At 46.1% G+C, this 20,335-nt stretch carries 21 protein-coding genes; 8 read left to right on the top strand and 13 right to left on the bottom strand.

Annotation, left to right across the window (positions count from 1 at the left end):
• Positions 1-64: 64 nt before the first annotated feature.
• The gene (locus MHI12_RS29485) at positions 65-751 is read left to right on the top strand and encodes a 4'-phosphopantetheinyl transferase family protein (protein WP_405171068.1); all 687 of its coding nucleotides are present in this window, start codon (positions 65-67) and stop codon (positions 749-751) included.
• A 168-nt stretch (positions 752-919) separates the two neighbouring features.
• On the opposite strand, the gene MHI12_RS29490 is transcribed toward MHI12_RS29485, so the two are convergent.
• Positions 920-1,666, bottom strand: a complete 747-nt coding sequence (locus MHI12_RS29490; RefSeq protein ID WP_036612268.1) for a Bax inhibitor-1/YccA family protein — start codon at positions 1,664-1,666, stop codon at positions 920-922.
• 207 nt (positions 1,667-1,873) lie between these two features.
• The gene (locus MHI12_RS29495) at positions 1,874-2,230 is read right to left on the bottom strand and encodes a nucleotide excision repair endonuclease (protein WP_278297627.1); all 357 of its coding nucleotides are present in this window, start codon (positions 2,228-2,230) and stop codon (positions 1,874-1,876) included.
• Positions 2,231-2,902: 672 nt separating this feature from the next.
• Between MHI12_RS29495 and MHI12_RS29500 the strand changes: the two genes are divergently transcribed.
• Genes MHI12_RS29500 through MHI12_RS29510 form a run of 3 tightly spaced genes read left to right on the top strand, consistent with a single transcriptional unit; the run spans position 2,903 to position 5,742 of the window.
• Positions 2,903-4,354, top strand: coding sequence for a PLP-dependent aminotransferase family protein (locus MHI12_RS29500; RefSeq protein WP_341009563.1), 1,452 nt, complete (start codon positions 2,903-2,905; stop codon positions 4,352-4,354).
• 12 nt (positions 4,355-4,366) lie between these two features.
• The gene (locus MHI12_RS29505; protein WP_405171069.1) at positions 4,367-5,287 is read left to right on the top strand and encodes a D-alanine--D-alanine ligase; all 921 of its coding nucleotides are present in this window, start codon (positions 4,367-4,369) and stop codon (positions 5,285-5,287) included.
• On the top strand, positions 5,284-5,742 hold the full coding sequence (locus MHI12_RS29510; RefSeq protein WP_405171070.1) for a GNAT family N-acetyltransferase: 459 nt from the start codon (positions 5,284-5,286) through the stop codon (positions 5,740-5,742). The genes MHI12_RS29505 and MHI12_RS29510 overlap by 4 nt, the downstream gene beginning before the upstream one ends.
• Before the next feature lie 228 nt (positions 5,743-5,970).
• Here the strand turns inward: MHI12_RS29510 and MHI12_RS29515 are convergent, their stop codons facing one another.
• The 4 genes from MHI12_RS29515 to MHI12_RS29530 all read right to left on the bottom strand — a co-directional run bounded on the left by MHI12_RS29515 (position 5,971) and on the right by MHI12_RS29530 (position 10,126).
• Positions 5,971-7,434: a GNAT family N-acetyltransferase gene (locus MHI12_RS29515; RefSeq protein WP_405171071.1), complete on the bottom strand. Its 1,464-nt coding sequence runs from the start codon at positions 7,432-7,434 to the stop codon at positions 5,971-5,973.
• A 242-nt stretch (positions 7,435-7,676) separates the two neighbouring features.
• Complete coding sequence (locus tag MHI12_RS29520) at positions 7,677-9,185, bottom strand: copper amine oxidase N-terminal domain-containing protein (protein WP_405171072.1); 1,509 nt, start codon at positions 9,183-9,185, stop codon at positions 7,677-7,679.
• Positions 9,186-9,393: 208 nt separating this feature from the next.
• Positions 9,394-9,522: a hypothetical protein gene (locus MHI12_RS29525; RefSeq protein ID WP_017691584.1), complete on the bottom strand. Its 129-nt coding sequence runs from the start codon at positions 9,520-9,522 to the stop codon at positions 9,394-9,396.
• 136 nt (positions 9,523-9,658) lie between these two features.
• The gene (locus MHI12_RS29530; RefSeq protein WP_405171073.1) at positions 9,659-10,126 is read right to left on the bottom strand and encodes a YfbM family protein; all 468 of its coding nucleotides are present in this window, start codon (positions 10,124-10,126) and stop codon (positions 9,659-9,661) included.
• 96 nt (positions 10,127-10,222) lie between these two features.
• On the opposite strand from MHI12_RS29530, the gene MHI12_RS29535 reads away from it, so the two are divergent.
• Positions 10,223-10,687: a DUF4385 domain-containing protein gene (locus MHI12_RS29535; protein ID WP_405171074.1), complete on the top strand. Its 465-nt coding sequence runs from the start codon at positions 10,223-10,225 to the stop codon at positions 10,685-10,687.
• Between the two features lie 104 nt (positions 10,688-10,791).
• Entirely contained in the window at positions 10,792-12,099 is a 1,308-nt protein-coding gene (locus MHI12_RS29540; protein WP_405171075.1) for a VWA domain-containing protein, read from the top strand.
• A gap of 22 nt (positions 12,100-12,121) precedes the next feature.
• Here the strand turns inward: MHI12_RS29540 and MHI12_RS29545 are convergent, their stop codons facing one another.
• The gene (locus tag MHI12_RS29545; protein ID WP_341009570.1) at positions 12,122-12,937 is read right to left on the bottom strand and encodes an SDR family oxidoreductase; all 816 of its coding nucleotides are present in this window, start codon (positions 12,935-12,937) and stop codon (positions 12,122-12,124) included.
• A gap of 246 nt (positions 12,938-13,183) precedes the next feature.
• Here MHI12_RS29545 and MHI12_RS29550 point away from each other — a divergent pair, with 246 nt between their 5' ends.
• Entirely contained in the window at positions 13,184-13,843 is a 660-nt protein-coding gene (locus MHI12_RS29550; RefSeq protein WP_341009571.1) for a TetR/AcrR family transcriptional regulator, read from the top strand.
• A gap of 132 nt (positions 13,844-13,975) precedes the next feature.
• On the opposite strand, the gene MHI12_RS29555 is transcribed toward MHI12_RS29550, so the two are convergent.
• The 5 genes from MHI12_RS29555 to MHI12_RS29575 form a co-directional block, all read right to left on the bottom strand.
• Positions 13,976-15,037, bottom strand: coding sequence for an LLM class flavin-dependent oxidoreductase (locus MHI12_RS29555; protein ID WP_036612299.1), 1,062 nt, complete (start codon positions 15,035-15,037; stop codon positions 13,976-13,978).
• 154 nt (positions 15,038-15,191) lie between these two features.
• Positions 15,192-15,578, bottom strand: a complete 387-nt coding sequence (locus tag MHI12_RS29560; protein ID WP_340014989.1) for a retropepsin-like aspartic protease — start codon at positions 15,576-15,578, stop codon at positions 15,192-15,194.
• Entirely contained in the window at positions 15,575-15,832 is a 258-nt protein-coding gene (locus MHI12_RS29565) for a hypothetical protein (RefSeq protein WP_340014990.1), read from the bottom strand. The genes MHI12_RS29560 and MHI12_RS29565 overlap by 4 nt, the downstream gene beginning before the upstream one ends.
• 110 nt (positions 15,833-15,942) lie before the next feature.
• Complete coding sequence (locus MHI12_RS29570; protein ID WP_405171076.1) at positions 15,943-16,755, bottom strand: class I SAM-dependent methyltransferase; 813 nt, start codon at positions 16,753-16,755, stop codon at positions 15,943-15,945.
• A 150-nt stretch (positions 16,756-16,905) separates the two neighbouring features.
• Positions 16,906-17,247 carry a zinc ribbon domain-containing protein YjdM gene (locus tag MHI12_RS29575; protein ID WP_017691576.1) on the bottom strand — a complete coding sequence of 114 codons (342 nt, stop codon included), beginning with the start codon at positions 17,245-17,247 and terminating at the stop codon, positions 16,906-16,908.
• A gap of 235 nt (positions 17,248-17,482) precedes the next feature.
• Here MHI12_RS29575 and MHI12_RS29580 point away from each other — a divergent pair, with 235 nt between their 5' ends.
• Positions 17,483-18,634: a VanZ family protein gene (locus MHI12_RS29580; RefSeq protein ID WP_405171077.1), complete on the top strand. Its 1,152-nt coding sequence runs from the start codon at positions 17,483-17,485 to the stop codon at positions 18,632-18,634.
• Between the two features lie 167 nt (positions 18,635-18,801).
• Here the strand turns inward: MHI12_RS29580 and MHI12_RS29585 are convergent, their stop codons facing one another.
• Complete coding sequence (locus MHI12_RS29585) at positions 18,802-20,259, bottom strand: carboxylesterase/lipase family protein (RefSeq protein WP_405171078.1); 1,458 nt, start codon at positions 20,257-20,259, stop codon at positions 18,802-18,804.
• Positions 20,260-20,335: the final 76 nt, after the last annotated feature.

Consider the following 20,335-nt stretch of genomic DNA (forward strand, 5'->3'; position numbering starts at 1 on the left):
TTGAGGGGACGTTCCATATAAAGGAAAGTTATTAGTCCACGCCGAATACGTACTCAGGTGATAAATGATGATAACTATTCGTGTACTCCAAGTTCCAGAAGTATTGCCCGAGGCGTACTGGAACCACTTTTTGTCGCAAGTTTCTGCCGAGCGACGTGCTCAGGCTTCGCGTTTTCTGCGTCAGGCTGACGCGTATCGCTCCGTGCTGGGAGAGATATTGACTCGTGTGACTTTGAGCAAGTTAACTGGACTGAGACCTGCTGAGCTTTCTTTTACCCGTAATTCCTACGGCAAACCTTCGCTCATTCACCATTCGGATGTACAATTCAACGTCTCCCATTCTGGTGATTGGATTGCGCTGATCTCTGGCAGTCCAGATGAACTGGGCGTGGATGTGGAAAAAATAGCTCCAATTGACATGCAGATTGCAGAGCGTTTCTTCTCTCCTAAGGAAAGCCAGTTCTTGGCTGCCGAGCCTGACGATCGTCGGCTGGAAACCTTTTACCGTCTATGGACGCTGAAGGAAAGTTATATCAAGGCAGTCGGTATGGGTTTGTCCATACCACTGGACTCCTTCGCCATCCTTCCCAATGAGCGGGAAGATTGGCATTGCAAACAGGCTGCGGCACATCGCTTCTATAGTCAGCGTTTGGATGATCAGCATATGCTTGCAGCCTGTTCAGCCGGAGGAGAGCTGCCGAGCCAGCCGGAAATTTTAACCTTGGAGGATCTGTATACAGAGTTAGTATAGAGTGGTGCTGGGCCTCAACGAGTTGGAATCAGTTGAGTTTTGTAAGAGGTTAATATCAAACAAGCCCTGGCTAATGTTAATCAAAAAAGCTAACGACGTGAGTATCACGCGTTAGCTTTTTAGCTTTATATTCACACTCAGTTTACGTCTCTGACGTATCGAATAGGACTAGTCCCGGCTCCGCAATTTGCCAAGCAGACGGATGATCTCAATGTACAGCCATACCAGTGTAACCATCAATCCAAATGCACCGTACCACTCCATATACTTGGGCGCACCACGTTCAGCACCACCCTCGATGAAGTCGAAATCAAGGACCAGATTGAGGGCAGCCACAATGACGATAACGACCGAAATACCAATGCCGATCAAGCTGTTATCATGCAGGTAAGGAATCGAAATGCCGAAGAAACCCAGTACAAAGCTCAACAGATACATGATCATGATACCGCCAGTTGCAGCCACGACCCCAAGCTTGAAGTTCTCCGTAGCTTTGATCAATCTGGTTTTGTATGCCACCAGCAGAGCGATGAATACAGCCATGGTCAACAGAGCCGCCTGCAAGGTAATTCCGTTATACAGGGACTCATAGGTCGCAGAGAGTGCGCCTAGAAATAGCCCTTCTGCCACGGCATAGACCGGTACCAGATAAGGTGCAGCTACAGGTTTAAACGAAATCACAAGTGCCAGAATGAAACCAACGATTAATCCGCCATAAGCAAGCGGCATCACTTGTTGACCGTTAAAGAACATCATCCAGGTTGCAAATGCACTACCCAGCAGAATAACCAGCGTAATAAACGCTTTGTTCACCGTGCCGTTGATCGTCATGTAATTCTGATACCGATCTTCTCCATATCCTCTGTTTTCAAACGTGCTGTCTTTAAGTGTAGGGTTACCGCTACGACCGATCAACACAATCACCTCTTCATATGTATTTGGTATATCTGTGATACTAAGCTTGGGCGTACTACGTTTCAATTCTACAAGCTACTCCCTCGAAAATATCGGGATGGCACCAGAAGGAATCGGATGTAATCCTTCGATTGCATCCTTACCCACTGGCGCAACACTTAGGACATATGTCCCACACATTGCATATTCATGTGCTTTTTAAACGTCTTATTTGTACAAGACTTTATCTACATTGTATTTCGCACGCATCGTGTTGATGATATAGGTCTCGTAAATTTCACGATCTACTGGATCTTCAATCACGCATACTTCAATCTTCGTTACTTCCTCGCGGTGATTCTTGATTGGTGATACAGTGTCTTCAAAATGCTTTTTGATACGTGGTCTTAATTTTCGTGCTTTCCCGACAAATAACAATTCTCCAGCGGCATTGTAAAACATGAAAATCCCGCCTAGTTCCCGGGTAATCAGGTGAAAATCAGTAAATCCATAAATGTGGCTAAGCTGTGGATCAACCTGCTTTGTGATGGTTACATCCGGTGTTGGCACGGTAATATTAATCAATAGGCTCACTTCCTCATTATCTATAGGTTTACATCCTATCACATATTATAAAGGGACACCATTTCAATCTATATGAAGTACAATTCACGCAATTTTCGCTATTACGACAAATATTTCAAAAAAAAGGTTAACTTCCCTGATTCAAAGTGGTACTATAGGGGTATGAGGAAGAAATTGGGCACTGAGACATACGTCTTTATATCTACCTCCGTCTATTGTACCCTATGATTGAAACTCTTTTTCATGCTGAATTCTGTTACGTGATCACGACAAGAGTACAGTTAGCAAGAACCTAGTTTATAGATTGTAGATTCATCATCTAATCGACCCTTGCAGCAAGCAAACCTAGAAAGACCTAGATTCATGATTCACTGTAGATTTTAAGTATCACCTAGAAAGCCTGCAATTATAGTCGTACTGAAGTTAATAGACACACGTAGAAGGTCAGATAGCTATCGATCCTAGAGAGACTAGTCATGCAATACAACTGTAGAAATTATAGCAGCAGTACTATAGAAAATGGATCAAGTTTCACCACCAGGCCCCGGCATACTGCCAGGGCTTTTTTGCGTTTGTGCGAACAACCAACCACACGCTCAGGGAAACAGAGGTATCGTGGTTCTTTCTGTGGGGTTTATAATATGGCAAGATACCAGTAGAGGGAGTGATGGGATGTATTCCGATCTGCAATTGACGGAGGACCGCCCTGTATATATACAAGTCAAAGATTATATGAAGCGATTGATGCTCAAAGGCGGCCTGCAAGCCAAACAAAAGCTGCCCTCGACCCGTGAACTCAGTACACTCATGAAGGTTAGTCGCAGCACGGTCCTGCTCGCTTATGCCGAGCTTGAAGATGAAGGTCTGATCTATGCAGTCAAAGGCAAGGGCAATTACGTCAGTGCCTCCATCGAAACACCTGAGGCAGCAGCAAGCTGGAAACTGGACTGGACGACAGAGGTAAGCGAGTATGCCATTCAGGCAGAGCAGTACGATCTGATGAAGCATGGCTCCGGAGCAGAGCGCGGCGAAATATCGTTTACCAGCATAGCACCGGATGAAAAGCTGTTTGATCTGCACAACGTGAAACGGGCTTTTCTAGATCGCATGTCACTTGAAGGCGAAGTACTGCTGAATTACGGATATGCGCAAGGATACAGACCGCTGATGAACTATTTACTACGTTATATGGAAAACAAAGGGGTCGACCTCCGTGGCAAGGACATTCTAATCACCAACGGATTCACGGAAGGTTTCGATCTGGTGCTTGGAGCGTTGCGCAAAAAAAGCGGAAAAGCGCTCTGTGAGAATCCAACGCACCACACGGCGATCAAAAACCTAAAATTACACCAGTTCCACCTGACCGGTGTGAACATGGAGCCAGATGGCTTGGACTTGAAGCAACTGGAACATGAACTTGAGGCAAGTCCATATGATCTGGCGTATCTTGTGCCCTCCTATCACAATCCAACCGGGATTGTGACGTCTCCTGCAAAACGGGTAGAGATCATCCGGTTGATGAACAAGTATGAGGTACCCATCATTGAGGACGGATTCAATGAAGAATTACGCTATTCCGGTTCCCACGTATCTCCCCTGATCGCCAGCATGGGGAAAGGCAATGGACTGGTGTATCTGGGCAGCTTCTCCAAAGTCCTGTTCCCAGGTCTGCGGGTGGGTTGGATTATTGCGGATGCGGCGCTGATTGATTATCTGGAGAGTATGAAACGGGCACGCAGCATCCATACCTCCACGCTGGACCAATCGTTATTGTATCAATATCTGAGCAACGGTAATTTCGAGAAATATTTGAAGCGAGCCCGCACGGAGTATAAGCGAAAATACGAATTGGTTGTGCGTTGCCTGAAGCAGCATCTGCCAATGTGCCGGATTTCCGGTGCGGGTGGTCTGCATCTGTTCGTGCAGTTCCCGTCCGAATACAGAACCCGTGAACTGCTGGCGGCCTGTAAAGTAAAAGGTGTGACGTTCACACCAGGGGATACTTTTTATCTGGAACCCGGTCAGGGTGTAAACACAATGCGTCTGGGTTTCTCCAGAGTCAGCGATGAGAATATACGTAAAGGCATTCGCATCATTGGCGAGACAGCAGCTCAAATGAGATAAGGAGGATTTCACATGAAAGTTGGCGTGATTATGGGCGGTACATCTTCAGAGCGGGATATTTCACTGCTCACCGGACAGGAGATGATTGCGAATCTCAATAGAGACAAATACGAGGTTGTGCCCATTGAGCTGAATAGCAAGCGCGATCTAATCGACAAGTCAGCCGGGATCGATGTGGCACTGCTTGCCCTGCATGGCAAATACGGCGAAGACGGTACGGTTCAAGGCACACTGGAATCCCTGGGTATTCCCTACACAGGTTGTGGCGTGCTTGCGAGCAGTGTATGCATGGATAAAGACATGTCCAAACAACTCATGCAGCATGCAGGTGTGCTTACCGGAGAATGGCTGCGAGTGAGTCATATTGAGGAACTGTCCTCTATTGCTGTTCAACAATTAACGTACCCCGTGGTGGTCAAACCCAATTCAGGCGGTTCCAGCATCGGTACCCAAGTGGTGAAGGAAGCTTCCACCCTGTCCGCTGCTGTAGAGGCTGCCCTCGCCTGGGATGATACGGTCATGATTGAACAGTATATCGAAGGTGAAGAGATTACCTGTGCCATTCTGGATGGTAAGATGCTGCCGGTGATCTCCATTCGTTCGAACGCGGAGTTTTTCGATTATTCTTCCAAATACGATGACCACGGGGCCGATGAGCAGGTTGTGCAATTGCCTTTGGACCTTCACCATCGCGTCGAAGCTGCGGCCTTGGCCTGTTATCAGGTGCTCAAATGTAGCGTCTACGCTCGCGTGGATATGATGATTCGGGAAGGCATGCCGTATGTGCTTGAAGTGAACACGCTGCCGGGTCTTACCCGTAACAGTCTGCTGCCCAAAAGTGTAGCCGCTGCAGGCATTTCTTTTGCAGAGCTGCTGGATACCATTATTGAACTTTCATTGAAGGAAAGACCCAAGGAGGATACAACATTATGAGTCTGGATGTGACGATTAGACATAGCTCCCCTACCGACCTGCAAGATATGGTCATTCTGATGGACCAACTTGGTTATCCCACCACGTACGCCGAGATGGAAGAGCGCTATACCCATATCTCTGCGGACGCAAACTTTACTACACTGGTTGCTGAAGCACGAGGCCGCGTAGTTGGACTGATCGGATTACAGACGTCCTATATGTATGAAAAGAACGGAAGACACTGCCGTATCTTGGCATTGGTTGTACACGACCAGTTCAGGGGCTCAGGCATCGGCCGTCAGCTCATTCTGGAAGCCGAGCATTGGGCCGCCACGCATAACGTGGATTCCTTGTCTCTGAACAGTGGCAATCGCCCAGAACGTGAAGCTGCACATGAATTCTATCGCCAGATGGGCTTTATAGCCGGGAGTACCGGGTTTAGCAAAAAGCCGCAGATTCTACAGCACACTTAATCTGCGGATGATACAGGATACGCCCCCTTGAATATCAAACCAAAAAAAGAACGCCCCAATCCGCACATTGGCAAAAAAGGGCGTTCTTCAGTATATATCTATGCCGCATTGATATGCTGTTTGATGATTATGGGATCAATATTTGGCTGACTGCGCACCATCAATCGGAATAATGGCTTCATTAATAAATGGTGCTTCACCTGACAAGAGGAAGGCACGAGGCGCCTTTCAGGACTTCATAGCCTCATAGGCTGCAAGTAATTCCTCTACTTCTACTCCGTTGATCTTCATCCCGTTCACTTGACACTGTTCCAACTGCACTCCAGATAGATCGCAATTGATAAAACGACTTCCCCCAAGATCACAATGCGCCCACTGCATGGGTACACGGTCAGATCCAAGGTGTGTGTCTTGGAATTGAACGCCATCCAAAGCACAGAATTCAATCTTGCTGTCGGTTAGGCGTAAATCAGCTAGCAACATATTGGTCATATTTAGATTGGTAAATTTGCTCCCACTCAGGTTGCAGTCAGTGATCCGACTATTGGTCAGGTTACTGGTGCTGTAACGGACTGAGTCCAGATTAGCTTGAACATATTCAACCACTGACTCACCCGAGTCCATGGATAATGTCACGTCACATGTTGGATCAAAAGGATCAATTGACATGTTTTTCTCATATCCAAACTCATCCTCAGATGCATAGATACGAACATATCCCATTTTTTCGTAAAAATGATGATTATCCTGCTGCCGACCTGAGGTCTCCAGCTTCCAGGTTTCAATCTGCGGAAATTCAGCCTCAATAAGCCTCATGACTTGAGTTCCCACGCCACGGCCCTGGCATACGGGGTCAATATAGATCTTATCGATCCTGGAATGTTTTCGTCCAAGCACGTTAACACTCACTCCGCCGATAGCACATCCATCTGATTCTACAACATAATAATCCCATTCACGGATCACGTAACGATGCATGCGAACTGACGCATAATCAGGCGGGCATAGATTACTATCGATATCCTTCTCATTATCCGCCCAGACTTTTATGACATGATCAAAAGCACGAGTACAAATCTCTGTAAGTACAACAGCATCTTCCTGCTGTGCTCGTCGTAAGCGAATTTCAGAATGTATCTGCTTCGGGTGCACTGGTTCAGTCTTTACTTTGAGCAGTTCAAAATAATCGTAGCACTCCTTGTCCATAAGCATTCTGCGAGAGATATAACGAAAACCCGCATGCTCCAGAACTTTGCGTGACGGCTGATTGAACGGCTTCACAATGCCCACGATGCGATCCAGCAAGGTATGCTCAAATAAATAGGCTGTTAGGGCATGCACCGCCTCTGAGATATATCCTTTATTTCGGTAATCCCGGGAGATGGCGTAGGCCACTTCACGGTCAGCACGATCCAGCAGATCATTTGGAAATACGCCACACCAACCAATGATACGCTGATCTTTATTGTGTACAACGGCAAGCAGGATGCGTACATCTTCCGGGTTGAACTGTTCGTAACTGCCAACGACAAATCCTAAAAATTCGCGCAACTGCTCCTCAGTCATCTTCCAATCTGGCAGGATATCTATAATTTCAGGTTGTTGGGTTAATGCATACACGGCAGCCTGATCTTCAAGCGTGAATGGACGCAACGTAACGGAGTTTGAATGGATGAATAATTGACTTTTCATATACAACACCTCTGGGGATTTATTTAGGATGACACGACAAAGAGGAGCACCTCCAATAGAGGCACTCCCCGATCCGTTTCATCATTTCAGAAACGCCGAAGCTCCTCGTAATGGGTCAAAAGGACACACGTATCCCGTTCATGGTCAAACGGAATTTTTGCGGTGTTCTTTCCACGATCATTACGAGAAATCTGGCATTCTGAAATCCCCTCTCTTACTAAGGCTTACTTATAACGTCTCACTTAAGGACGGTCAATGTAAATCCAGCCTGTTTCTTGTTCTTTATCTACAGTAGCTCCAAGGGATTCAGCCACAAAGCGCAGCGGCACATACGTCTTGCCGTCCTTGCCAACATAGGCGGATTCCACCATGGTTACTTCTTTACCAGCAACAGTTGCCTTCTTGGAACCTACGGTCAGGACAATCTCATCACCAGTGATGTCGTCAATGACAAAGATTTGGTTCGAGCCTTTGGTCCATTTCACTTCAGCATCCAATTCTTCAGACACGTAGCGAAGCGGAACAAATGTTGTATTCTTAACGGTGATCGCCCCAGCGTATTCATCATCCGGGAAGAGCACTACACTTTTACTCGTGATCCCAGCTTCATCTTTCAGCAATTGATATGCCAGTGAATTGGAATCAAAATTGCGCAGCATCTGTCCAGGCGTAATATCATCCTTCATCAGATCCATAACGCCGCCCGATACATCCACTTCATCAACTGCAACTGTGCCACCGATATTCCACTGTTCACTGTCTCCACTTACCGTTACAGAGTTCACCGGCAGATCCTCAGAAGCAGGCAGCGCTACTTTCAGTTCAAAGTTTTGCTTGCGAATATCCAGCTTGCTGTCGAGATAAAAGTCCAATTTCAGTTTGGTTTCTGTGCCAAATACCGTTTTGAATTCAGGAGTCTCATTCAACAGGTTGTTCAGCTCCTGATCATAATTGACCAGCATACTGTCCAGTCCTACTTTGATGATGGCATACAGAGACGCAACGGCTTCATCTTTCGATTCAGGAACGATCGAATTCAGCGTGTCGTCTCCCCCACCTTCTACCTCATTCACAGCTTCCAGTACAGGGTAGAATACATCGTACAGATCTCCAATCAGGTCTTTCAGTCCTTGCTCATCCTTCGAAATACTCGTCAGGAACGGTTTAACCATGCCAAGCATCTCTTCACCACTAACTTCCAGATGCAGCTTGGAGAGGCTAAGTGCTTCGCCATTCACGGATTCCTGTACCGGTGTTACGGAGATGTTCTTCGGATTGGACAGATGCTTCAAGACAAAAGAGAACAGTTTCGGGGAAATTTCCTCGAGTTGTTTCTCCAGAGCCTTCGTATCTACCATCGGAAGCGCCTGTGCATCCTGGAACGTATCCAGAGACATGTACAGCGGTTTCTGGGCTCCGTCCAGATCAATGACCAATTGGGACTCATTCATGGACACGTGGAAAGGTAACTTTGTTCCCTCCATGCTCAGTGTACCTTTGATCGATGCTGTCTTCGCATCTTTCATTTTGGCTTGATCAATATCCAGGGATATGGAGTTAATAAGTTCGATCATTTCAAGGTCTTTTTCTGTAGCAAATTCCTTAGCCGGTTCTATGTTTATATTCATGGATTGTCTGGATTCACCGGACTTGATACTCGCGCCATTGGCCATTGCTTTGCCAACGTCTACTCCACCCACAGCCTGACATCCTGTAAGAACAACCATTAAAAGTACTAGTGGCACTGCCATCCATTGGACTAACTTCCGATTCGTAATATGAACTCCTCCTTAGAAAAATATGGTTCATTTCCATTATGAAGGTATAGGTAATTCTTGTAAACGGATACGCAAAAAAATAAACCAAAAGGCCGGAACATGTCCGACCTCTGGTCTATCTATATTTCAGCATATCGTATGTTTCGATAAAACATCCTGCTTCATTATGCAATGCTGGGAGTTATTCTTGCTCCTGATCTTCTGCGAGTTTCTCATCCGTTTCTTCATCTTCCGCAGTTGCGGGAGTCTCGAATTGATCCGGCTCGTCCTCTTGAATCGCTTTGTTCTCTTCGTTCTGATCCTGTGTCATATCGCATTCCCTCTCTTCTACCGGATTGTCATGTCATCAAGGCCTGAGCCTTGTGTCTATCAATAACCCGAATAGGCTTAGTTCAAACCTACTTCAGTGTCGGCCATAGAATCCCCATCATAATTTTAGTGCTCATTTAGAAAACATAAAAGATGATCCCGTTCCCACTTGCAGCCGTGGCCTGAAACAAGGCCTGGACATCATCCACAGTCTGAACGATCTCCTGAAATGTCTCTTCCGCATCCCAATCTTCCATGACTGGATAGACACCTTCAGCGATCATCTGGTCCAGACTATACCGTTGCTTCAATTCCTCCGGTGTGAGCTGCTCCAATGCCATGTAGGCTTCCAGCACCTGCTCGTTACTAAGCAAAAATAGATCCATGTCCGAATAGTTTCCCACGTATTGCTCACCTGCGAGAGGCACCACGTAACCGAGAGGTGGTTCCCCCTGTACCAGGTTACCGTTCAGCGTGAACTGCAGCATTTGCCATGTTTTATCAATATCCAGATCCACTGCACAATCATGCACACTAACCTCACCTGACTTGATGGATTCAACTAGCTCCTTAGTTACCACAAGATATCTGCCGGACATTCCCATACCGCTACCCCTCCTGTGTAATTCGTTCTGTTGTTCCCCATTAACCGTGCTTGTTGGTTCAGAATCGGGGTAATCCCTATCAAGGAGGGTGTATACATGAAAAAATTTGACTACAGTCTCAATTATGATGAGTTGGATCTGCGCAAACATCCTGAGCTGTACACCGTAGGCCGGGGTGAGCAGGGTGTTCTCATGGTTGAGCCCTACAAAGGCGAGATTCTACCACACTGGCGCTTCAAAACACCCGAGATTGCGACAGAGTCATCGGAGAAAATCTATGAGCTATTTTTGGAGTATAAAAAAAAGGGGGATTTCGTGGGTATGGATATGGCTCGCAAATTTCTCCAGATGGGTTATACACGGGCCAGACGGTATACAAATCACAAAGGAGGACGCAAATATTCGAAGGAGGATGGCTCAATCTTGCCCTATCAGAATGATGAGGTGAAGGCAGAAGCCGCGGCTATATTCAAAGCGCAATGGGAGATTGCGAAGACGGATCCAGACTATGTGAAAATGAAGAAGGAGCATCGGGAAAAGTACGAGTCTGATGAGGCGTAGGATCAACGGTGAAAAGATTGACTTATGGAAACATTTGTCTCAGAATCGATCTTGTTACTGTACATTTTCAACCATTATATTGGAGAAGAGAGGCGCATCCGATTATGACAGATTCGTTCTTCCACTTAAACACAGGCCAGAATATCAGTATCAACGAATCCACCCAACTTCAGGTAACCATTCAATGTACATCATCTCCTTCTCCCTTGGATGTTAGCTGCTTTATGGTGAACGAAGAGGGAAAGGTCCCATCTGACGACTATTTTGTATTTTATAATCAGAAGGCCGATCCCTATCAAAGTGTACTTCTGCAACAGGCAGAGGAACTAAAATCCTCTTTTGTACTGGATACGAATAAATTACGGCAGGCTCCTGTGGAAAAATGTGTGTTTACGGCTACTCTGGATGCCGGAGGGACTTTCGCCGATGTTCAGGCATGTCAGGCGATTGTACAAGCTGGTTCCCAGCAGATCACCTATGAGATCACCCAGGTCACTGCGGAAACAGCACTTATTCTCATTGAAATCTATAAGTATCGTGACGGGTTCAAAGTTCGTGCGATTGGACGAGGTTTCTTTGGTGGATTGCAGCCGCTGGCAGAGTCATTCGGTGTTGAAATTGAGAGTAACGACACCTCGGAAGCCGAACAAGTTCTTCTCACGGCACAAGCTGAAGTGGCAGCCGCCTCTCCAGAAGTCTTGGTACCTGATGCTGCACTAAACACGAATCATGCGCCGCTTAACCTGACCAAGATCGATCTCCTCAAGCGTAAAGTAACCCTCTCTCTGCAAAAGAAAAAGATCGAACCTATACAGGCACGTGTTGCCGTTGTATTTGATGCATCTGGCTCCATGTACCATTTGTATCGTAAAGGCATCGTGCAAGAAGCCTTCGAGCGTATCCTGGCGATTGCATCAGCATTTGATGATAACGGAGAGCTGGACGTCTGGTTCTTCGCCAAAGACTTCTTGCGTGCACCTAGCGTCACCGCCAGGGATTTCGAGAATTATATTGAACGCACATATACGCTGGGAAGCAAAGGCGGTACCAATAACGAACCTCCTGTGATGCAGGATGTCATTCGCAAATATACGATCGAGGAACCCGATGTGAAGATTCCAACGTATATTATCTTTTTTAGCGATGGTGGAGTCAGTCAAAAAGGGAAAATCATGCGGCTTATTACCGAAAGCTCAACCAAAAACCTGTTCTGGCAATTTGTTGGCCTAGGCCAAGCCAATTACGGTGTTCTTGAGAAACTCGATGACATGACTGGACGTTTCATCGATAATGCTGACTTTTTTGCTCTCGACGACATTTCCAAGATCAGCGATGAAGAATTGTACGATCGTCTCCTTACTGAATTTCCAGGTTGGATAAAGGAAGCTCGGGCCAAAGGCATTTTGGCCTAAAGCTTTTACCCTATACCCCTAATCAGGCTTGTACTTTTCCTGGTTTAACACCCTCGGAACGTGGACGGAGCATACTTCCTACGATTCGCAACATGGATTTGCGTGGTATGAGGCGGGTGAACTGTGCTGTCCAATAATTCCTGGCCCCCGGCACAGCATAAGGTTTGCCTGACTCCAGTGCCCTCATGGCTACGGCCACGACATGCTCAGGTGTATCACGTTTGCCCACCGAGGCTTCATCAGCACCCACTACATCAAAGAACGAAGTCTCGGTTGAGCCTGGGCACAGTGCCAAAAACTGAACGCCACGTTTCCTGTTTTCTTCGTATAATGCCTCTGTAAAAGAAAGTACAAATGCCTTCGTTGCTCCATACACAGCCATATACGGATCAGGTTGAAAGGCAGCCGTCGACGAGACATTAATGACAGCACCATTTTTCTTCTGTAACATGCCTGGCAAGAAAAGATGTGTCATGTTCGTCAAGGCGAGCACGTTCAACATAATTTCCTCCTGCTGCCGGCAACCATCCACCTTTTCAAATAATCCATGGGTAGCAAATCCCGCATTGTTGATCAGCATATCGATGTGTATTCCCCGATTCTGACATTCCTCATATACGTTCTGAGGTGCCTCTAATTCGGAAAGATCCGATACGATTACCTCAGCCCTTACTTGATATGCACGTTCTATACGTTCTGCCAATTGATTCAGTTTGGACTCTGTTCTGGCCACCAACACGATATTTTTACCCTTGGAAGCCATTTCGAGTGCAAAAATTTCCCCAATACCTGAAGAAGCACCTGTAATAAGTACCCATTGATGCTGTTCCTTTATCATCTCTCATCCATCCTCTGTGCATAATTTGAACACTTGTTTTCATCAGGAAACATTGTTTCTGTATAGAATCATCGTAACCAAATTGCATGATGCTGTCAAATGCATTTGTTAAATTTGGATCTAGAACGGGGTGCTCAATTACTAAACTCGGATTAAATTGACGTTATCCGGCGTAAAACAGTAGAATGACCATAAAAGGAAACATAGTTTCTGTTCAACAACAATACGGTTACGAGGATGAAATTAATGAAGGATCTTAATTCGGGTTCCACGGAATCTGCACATACGGTAACAACCTTTCAGGAAGCCAGACTCCAGCACTCGGATAATCTGCGACAAAATATTGTGCATGCTGCTGCTGCTTTACTGCAAGAGCATGGACCAGAAGCTGTCACAGTGCGGCGTGTAGCTGAACGCATGGAGTGCTCCACCAAAATCATATATAACCTTTTTGGCAAAAAAGAAGGGTTGGCCAAACATCTGTATCTAGAGGGCTGCTCCCTCATGGCCCAGCGTTTTGAAACTATACCCCGGCAGGCATCGTTCGAACAATATTTCCGTGATCTGGCCTACGTCTACTGGGACTTCGGCATTTCTCAATCCAGCTTCTATCAGCTGATGTTTGGAGGATCTTTTTCCGAATTCAAACCAGATGGAGAGACCTTACAGGGAACAGCGACTGCACTTAAGCAAGTGTCTGCCTTAGTGGAGGTAGCCATTGAACAGGGAATGCTCAAGGTGCAAGATCCCATGCTTGCGGTTCGGATGATCTGGGCTCCCTTACACGGTGTTATTCATCTGTATTTGGGGGGCCATATTGAGAGCGAAGAAGCAGCCAAAACCCTCTATGACCATACGTTGTCCATGGTTATACACTCCCTTGTAAGTACATCTGCGAATGGATAATCATGAAGTCGGTGATATGTTAGAAGCTTATAGAAGATAAACGAAAAAGGAGCAGACCCATTGGCGTAATACGCCTAGGGCATGCTCCTTTATTTGGTTAACTTTATCTAATTGCGTAACGGTTTCAGTCGATTAACGTGCCTCTTCGTTCTCAGCTTCCCAACGTGCAATTTCTTTACGCACGATTGGAGCGACTTCTTTACCAAGTAGCTCGATTGCTCTCATAACCTCGTTATGCGGCATGGTGCCGAGTGGAGTGTGTAACATGAAGCGGGTAATCCCGACTTCTTTGCGCAGGTAAATAATTTTCTGAGCTACGGTCTCCACATCACCTACATACAATGCACCTTCCAGGCTACGCGCCGCATCAAATGTAGCACGGCTGTAGTGTCCCCAGCCACGTTCACGACCCAGTATGTTCATGACCGCTTGCGCTGGCGGGAAGAATTTCTCCACAGCTTCGTCTGTTGTATCGGCAATGAAGCCGTGAGAGTGAGAAGCAACGGTCAGCTTGGAAGCATCATGTCCTGCATGTGCAGCTGCTTTCTTGTACAGCTCCACCAGTGGTGCGAATTGTACCGGACGACCACCGATAATGGCAAGCACCAATGGCAAACCGAGCAATCCTGCACGAACTACGGATTCCTGATTACCGCCACTGCCAATCCATACCGGAAGTTTTTCCTGTACAGGGCGCGGGTAGATGCCCAGATTATTAAAGGAAGGGCGGTGTTTGCCTTCCCAGGTTACTTTTTCCGAATCACGCAGTTTGAGCAGCAAATCCAGTTTTTCGTCGAATAACTCATCATAGTCGTTCAGATCATAGCCGAACAGTGGGAACGATTCGATAAATGATCCCCGCCCTGCCATAATCTCTGCACGCCCGTTCGAAATGCCGTCCAGTGTAGCAAAATCCTGATAGACCCGTACCGGATCATGCGATGACAGCACGGTTACCGCACTCGTCAAGCGAATATTCTTGGTCTGTGAAGCTGCTGCCGCCAGAATGACAGCTGGTGATGAAGCGGCGTAGTCAGCACGATGATGTTCTCCCACTCCGTATACATCCAAACCCACCTGATCTGCCAAAACAATCTCTTCAACAACATCGCGAATGCGCTGCGCATGACTGATAAGTTCTCCTGTTTTTACATCCGGATTCGTCTCCACAAATGTACTAATTCCGATTTCCATTGTCTATTCCTCCCTGGTATGAAGCGATCCGTTGTTCATCTTACCTATTGTAAGTAGATCACCTTTTGTTATGTATCTTAATATTGAACTATTTTGATGAAAAACACAAGTACCCTCTGTTTCCAGAGGGCACTTTTATGTTTATTTTCTATAATTATGGCTTGTCTATACTAAGTTCCATGAAGTTGGCATTAATTACAACACCGGCCTGTTTCATAAAATTGAATCCCAAAATTCCGTCAATCTCCAAACCATAATCCATATTTCCTATTTCAATCTGAAAGTTATTGAGCGTTGTTCCATCCACAGTTATAGAATCCAGCGACTTGGTATAAACATACTCTATACCTCCTACGCCTCTAATAATATCAACGAGATCATCCTCTTCAGGAACCATCCCTACTTCTCGAACTGTATCTGCATTTAACAACGTACTAGCTGATCCGGTATCCAAAAGGACCTTTTCTAAATGAAGTACTTCTCCTCTGAACTCAAGCTTTATGCTTATAAAGGGTAGACCGTAAATCTCTGAAATTTTCATCGGAGACCTCTTATGCCAACATATCGTTCTCTTGCAACAACCTTTGGACGTGAAGTGTGAAAGAAGCAGTATTCCCGTCTGGGATCTTCCTGATGTAATTCACCATAACGTTTTAAAGCCTTTGTAGAATCATCAAATGAATCAATCACTGCCATCTCTTCGATGTAACGCTGGCCTTCTCTAGAGTACGCCTTGGTTGCCTCAAAAACGACCCATTCATTAGGGAATCGCTCCTGAACTTCCTTCCATTGCATAGTGACACCTCCAGACCATTAGATACAAATATTATATCATGTGCAAACAGTATTTCATGGGCTGACATTCTAAATTACATACATTTTTTAGAGCATTGCTTGTAAATCCATTATTTCTTCCTCCCAATGTACAGCAGGTGCGACGAGATTCCCAATATAGAAGGGTCTTTGGCAGCTTCAATCATATATTGCATGAGTTCATCATACTCGCCACACTCTTTCCAGTATTGCTGCTGCTCGTCTGTGAGCATCGCTCTAAGGCTGGATGAACCAATCAAATCAACGGTTTCAAATCCCTGTTGCTCCATGAAGGGTGTAACGTCCTGAATATTAAAGTAGTATGCTCCCGTAAATCGTCCTTGATCCTGATGATCGAATATACCCTTTTCCACAAAAGAACGGATGGCTGCCATGTTATCATTCGGTTTCCAATGCTGCGGGGATTGCAGCAAATTGATACTCATGCGCATTCGGCTTTGCATCGCTACAAACACCACGCCCCCTCGCTTGGTCACACGGTACAACTCCTGTACAGCCGCCCTGCGCTCTTCGTCTGTCTGCAGATGATATAACGGCCCCAGCATGAGGGACGCATCGTACGTCTCGTCAGCCATACCGGAGAGCGAAGTGGCATCGAGAACATGGAACCCATCGAATTGCTGTGTCAAACCAAACTCCTGAGCCTTTTGCCTCGCAGTATCCACAGAGGAAGGTGTCAGATCCGATAAAGTGACTTGGTACCCCAGCTTCGCAAGCTCCATGGCATACTTCCCCGGGCCAGCCCCATTATCCAGAATACAACCAGTAGCCGGGAGATGCTCCCTGATGTAATGCATGTTAATGATGAATTCAATCGGTTCTCGCTCCAGTCTGCCCCACTCATCAAACCCGGAATAATATTCAATAATATGATTTCTCTTCATCGCTCTGACACCTGCCTTTTCTTATATGTAGACCACCTAACCATGTTCAAAATTAAATTCCAACCAGTATATATCTACTAAATATTTCCTGTCAAACAAAAAACGTTCAATTCCCATTGAATGCGGAACTGAACGTTTCTCGATCTGATCTTATATCTTTTTCACAAACTCCGACTTCAACTTCATCGCACCCAAGCTGTCGATCTTGCAATCAATATCATGATCGCCATCAATCAGGCGGATATTCTTCACCTTCGTGCCTTGTTTGACCACGAGTGAGCTACCTTTTACCTTCAAGTCTTTAATGACGGTAACGGTATCACCATCACTTAGCACATTTCCGTTGGCATCGCGGATTACTTTTGCATCCTCTGCGTTATCATTGTCTGCTTCCAAAGACCATTCATGCGCGCACTCTGGGCAAACCAACAGGTTACCATCTTCGTACGTGTACTCTGAATTACATTTGGGGCAGTTAGGCAAATTAGACATATGTATTAAACTCTCCATTCTACGATTGGCATTCCCGCAAGTATACGGGATTTCGACGGTATATTCCATACGCTTGGTCACTGCATGGATGGATTTAAACCAAATTTAAGGTTCATGCATCCCTCACTTTAAGGGTAACTACTTATGATGTAACTATTAGATACACACTACACATACATGAATTTTAATGTCTATATGAATGTTATTATATTTAATACCAAAGGAGTTCCTGCTCATGTCCTCATATGTTTTCCCTGTGCAAACGGCTTTTTTGATCTTTGTCTTTGCGGCCATGTTCTTGCTGGTGCCGTGGTTGATCTATGGTTATCGTAAAGACGGTTTCTTCAGCTGGTCACGGTTTGGCATCAGCTTTTCGTTTATCTTTTATATTCTGGCCGCCTATTGCCTCGTTATTCTCCCGTTTCCGACTACGCGAGATACCTGTGCGCAGCAAGCCGCTGACACGATCTACTACAATCTGGTTCCATTCACTTTTGTCAAAGACATCATGAAAGAAACACCCATTGTATGGACCCAGCCATCCAGCTATATCGGAATGATTCAGGGCAGAGCCTTCTTACAAGTTCTATTTAACGTCCTGCTTCTCATGCCGCTGGGTGTATATATCCGTTATTTTTTTCAAAAAAGAGCCTTCTGGAAGTACGCCCTGCTAGGCGGATTCGGGCTTTCCTTATTCTTCGAGATTACCCAGATCACCGGATTCTACGGGTATTATAATTGTCCTTACCGTCTCTTCGATGTAGATGATCTGTTATTGAATACTTCGGGAGCGATCATTGGATTTTTCACAGCGCCCATCCTGCTTGCTTTATTCCCATCACGTGCAAGCATTCAGGCGAAGAGTGAACAGATCGTGGAGCAAAACCGAGTGTTTGCTATGCCTCAATTGCTCGCATTAATTATTGATGGAATCATTGTTGTCTTCCTTTCGAATCTAATCTCCATCTTTACAGCGTCTGATGTGATCAGTGATGCGCTAAGTACATCCATTGCTATGGTCATTGTGCTGTTCTTCATACCTTGGGTGAGAAATGGTGCAACTCCAGGCTCGGCCATCTTGCGATTCCGCTATGTGGATCGTCAGACCGGCACACCCACCAGTGAATCGTTATTCAAAAGATTTGCCGCACTCTATGTTCCATGGCTGCTCGTTACGATCATTCGCTTGGTCAACGATTATGCTTTTTCAGGTCATCAGGATGTTATGCTTCAACCTTATCAAATGTGGATCTCCTTGGGGACATTCGGTATCTATATGTTAGTCTACGCCGTGCTCTTTGTTCATGTCTTGATCGTGCTCTTCTCTCGTGGAAAACGTTCCTTCTACTTCGATGAGGTGTCCCGCACACGTGCCTCTCGTAAATAATGTTTGGAGTATAACAAGGCATAATGTACCTCTATTTAGTGCTTACGTTCTGCTTACTTCGTTAGCCAGATTACAAAAAGAGGACGTTCATTCTGAGAATGAACGTCCTCTTTTGATTAGGCGCATAGCAGTTATTCAGAGTATTCATACACAATAACCCACCTGGATTATAATTCTAACAGCTCTCGCTTGGCTGCATCCGGATCATGTACGACCTCGATCTCATGGTTGAAGATTAGTGTCGCACGATCCTGCTCATATTCAGGCCAGTTCACACCTGCTACTTCAGGTTGGCCATTCTTGGCAAAGGAAATCCAGGCATCCTGTACCTTGAGGGCAAGTGCAGCCGCAGCTTCATCCGGCTCTGCATTCATGAATTTGAGGACATGCAGTGTATTAAACACAAAGAACATTTCGATGCTGTGAATCGCTCTTTTTAACAAGGGATGTTCCGGCATGACCCAATCAAATCGATACATCCACACCGGGGCATACTTCTGTTGTGCCGCAGCATATTGCAGCGCTGACCGCCAGAAGAACATATCGGTCATCACTTGGGCTTGTCCATCTGCCGTTTTTGGATAACTATCCGCGATGGCTACCCGGTTCTCCAGATCTGGTGTCATAAAGTCTACGCCCTGAACCATATCGATTTCTTTTGAATAAGGCACATGCGGCTGGATGAACAGTGCACCCTCGTGCAGTGTCGTACCAATCAGCACCGGAATGTCCTGCGCTGAACCTTCGCTCACCGCCTGAAGTGGCACCTGAGGTAGTGTATGCCCGTCCAATACAGGTTGGAACAATAATGCCATACCTGCCCCGCTCTGCTGTTTGACCGTTTCACCAGCTGCAATAATCTGCTCTACAGGAATTGTATTTAACTTCTGCAGGTTGTCCCGGTCCACCCCAAGAATCTTCAGCATCCCTTCCCGCAACGCTGAGGCTTGCTCTGCCGGCATCAACTGGGAAGCACCACTCTCCATAATGGCACGTTGGAAGAGTCCTTTGGCCGATGGCATCGCCATCAGTGCCGCAATACTCATACTGCCCGCTGATTCGCCGAACACCGTAACTTGATCCGGGTTACCACCAAAAGCAGAGATATTATCCTTCACCCACTGTAATGCCGCAACCTGATCCAGCAGACCTGCATTGGATACATATGAATCACCTAATGGAGCCATATGCAGGAAACCCAAAGGTCCTAATCGGTAGTTAATCGTCACAACGATGACGTCCCCCCGAACCGCTAACTGTGTACCATCATACATCGGCTGGCTACCTGAACCGGATACGAAGGAACCGCCGTGAATCCATACCATGACCGGCAGTGGTGTTGCTCCTTTTTCCTTAGGTGCCCAGATGTTCAGATATAGACTATCTTCTGACTCATTCGGAATTTCTGTTTGGCCTTCTGGTTGATGATTTCGTGGTTGTATATTCTCAGGTCCAAATTGCGTGGCCTGTCTGATTCCATCCCATGACTCGGGCTGTACCGGAGCCTTGAAACGCAGCTCACCTACCGGAGGTTTCGCATAGGGAATGCCTTTCCATACGCTTGCATCTTGCAAAAGTTCGCCTTGAACGGTACCATATGTCGTTTGAACCTGAAGTTCTCTCATGCCGCTTCTACTTCCTCTCCGTAAATAGGTTAAATTAACGAGTACGTGCATATCATGTGTACTTATTTGAGTATAG

Origin of the sequence: Paenibacillus sp. FSL H8-0280 (assembly GCF_045040665.1) — a bacterium.
Classification (GTDB): Bacteria; Bacillota; Bacilli; order Paenibacillales; family Paenibacillaceae; genus Paenibacillus; species Paenibacillus xylanexedens_A.

Excerpts from the sequence above, each read along its gene's own strand:
- MHI12_RS29485 (WP_405171068.1), top strand. The coding sequence starts at position 65 with ATGATGATAACTATTCGTGTACTCCAAGTTCCAGAAGTATTGCCCGAG.
- MHI12_RS29500 (WP_341009563.1), top strand. The coding sequence starts at position 2,903 with ATGTATTCCGATCTGCAATTGACGGAGGACCGCCCTGTATATATACAA.
- MHI12_RS29505 (WP_405171069.1), top strand. The coding sequence starts at position 4,367 with ATGAAAGTTGGCGTGATTATGGGCGGTACATCTTCAGAGCGGGATATT.
- MHI12_RS29510 (WP_405171070.1), top strand. The coding sequence starts at position 5,284 with ATGAGTCTGGATGTGACGATTAGACATAGCTCCCCTACCGACCTGCAA.
- MHI12_RS29515 (WP_405171071.1), bottom strand. The coding sequence starts at position 7,434 with ATGAAAAGTCAATTATTCATCCATTCAAACTCCGTTACGTTGCGTCCA.
- MHI12_RS29520 (WP_405171072.1), bottom strand. The coding sequence starts at position 9,185 with ATGGCAGTGCCACTAGTACTTTTAATGGTTGTTCTTACAGGATGTCAG.
- MHI12_RS29525 (WP_017691584.1), bottom strand. The coding sequence starts at position 9,522 with ATGACACAGGATCAGAACGAAGAGAACAAAGCGATTCAAGAGGACGAG.
- MHI12_RS29530 (WP_405171073.1), bottom strand. The coding sequence starts at position 10,126 with ATGGGAATGTCCGGCAGATATCTTGTGGTAACTAAGGAGCTAGTTGAA.
- MHI12_RS29535 (WP_405171074.1), top strand. The coding sequence starts at position 10,223 with ATGAAAAAATTTGACTACAGTCTCAATTATGATGAGTTGGATCTGCGC.
- MHI12_RS29540 (WP_405171075.1), top strand. The coding sequence starts at position 10,792 with ATGACAGATTCGTTCTTCCACTTAAACACAGGCCAGAATATCAGTATC.
- MHI12_RS29545 (WP_341009570.1), bottom strand. The coding sequence starts at position 12,937 with ATGATAAAGGAACAGCATCAATGGGTACTTATTACAGGTGCTTCTTCA.
- MHI12_RS29550 (WP_341009571.1), top strand. The coding sequence starts at position 13,184 with ATGAAGGATCTTAATTCGGGTTCCACGGAATCTGCACATACGGTAACA.
- MHI12_RS29555 (WP_036612299.1), bottom strand. The coding sequence starts at position 15,037 with ATGGAAATCGGAATTAGTACATTTGTGGAGACGAATCCGGATGTAAAA.
- MHI12_RS29560 (WP_340014989.1), bottom strand. The coding sequence starts at position 15,578 with ATGAAAATTTCAGAGATTTACGGTCTACCCTTTATAAGCATAAAGCTT.
- MHI12_RS29565 (WP_340014990.1), bottom strand. The coding sequence starts at position 15,832 with ATGCAATGGAAGGAAGTTCAGGAGCGATTCCCTAATGAATGGGTCGTT.
- MHI12_RS29570 (WP_405171076.1), bottom strand. The coding sequence starts at position 16,755 with ATGAAGAGAAATCATATTATTGAATATTATTCCGGGTTTGATGAGTGG.
- MHI12_RS29575 (WP_017691576.1), bottom strand. The coding sequence starts at position 17,247 with ATGTCTAATTTGCCTAACTGCCCCAAATGTAATTCAGAGTACACGTAC.
- MHI12_RS29580 (WP_405171077.1), top strand. The coding sequence starts at position 17,483 with ATGTCCTCATATGTTTTCCCTGTGCAAACGGCTTTTTTGATCTTTGTC.
- MHI12_RS29585 (WP_405171078.1), bottom strand. The coding sequence starts at position 20,259 with ATGAGAGAACTTCAGGTTCAAACGACATATGGTACCGTTCAAGGCGAA.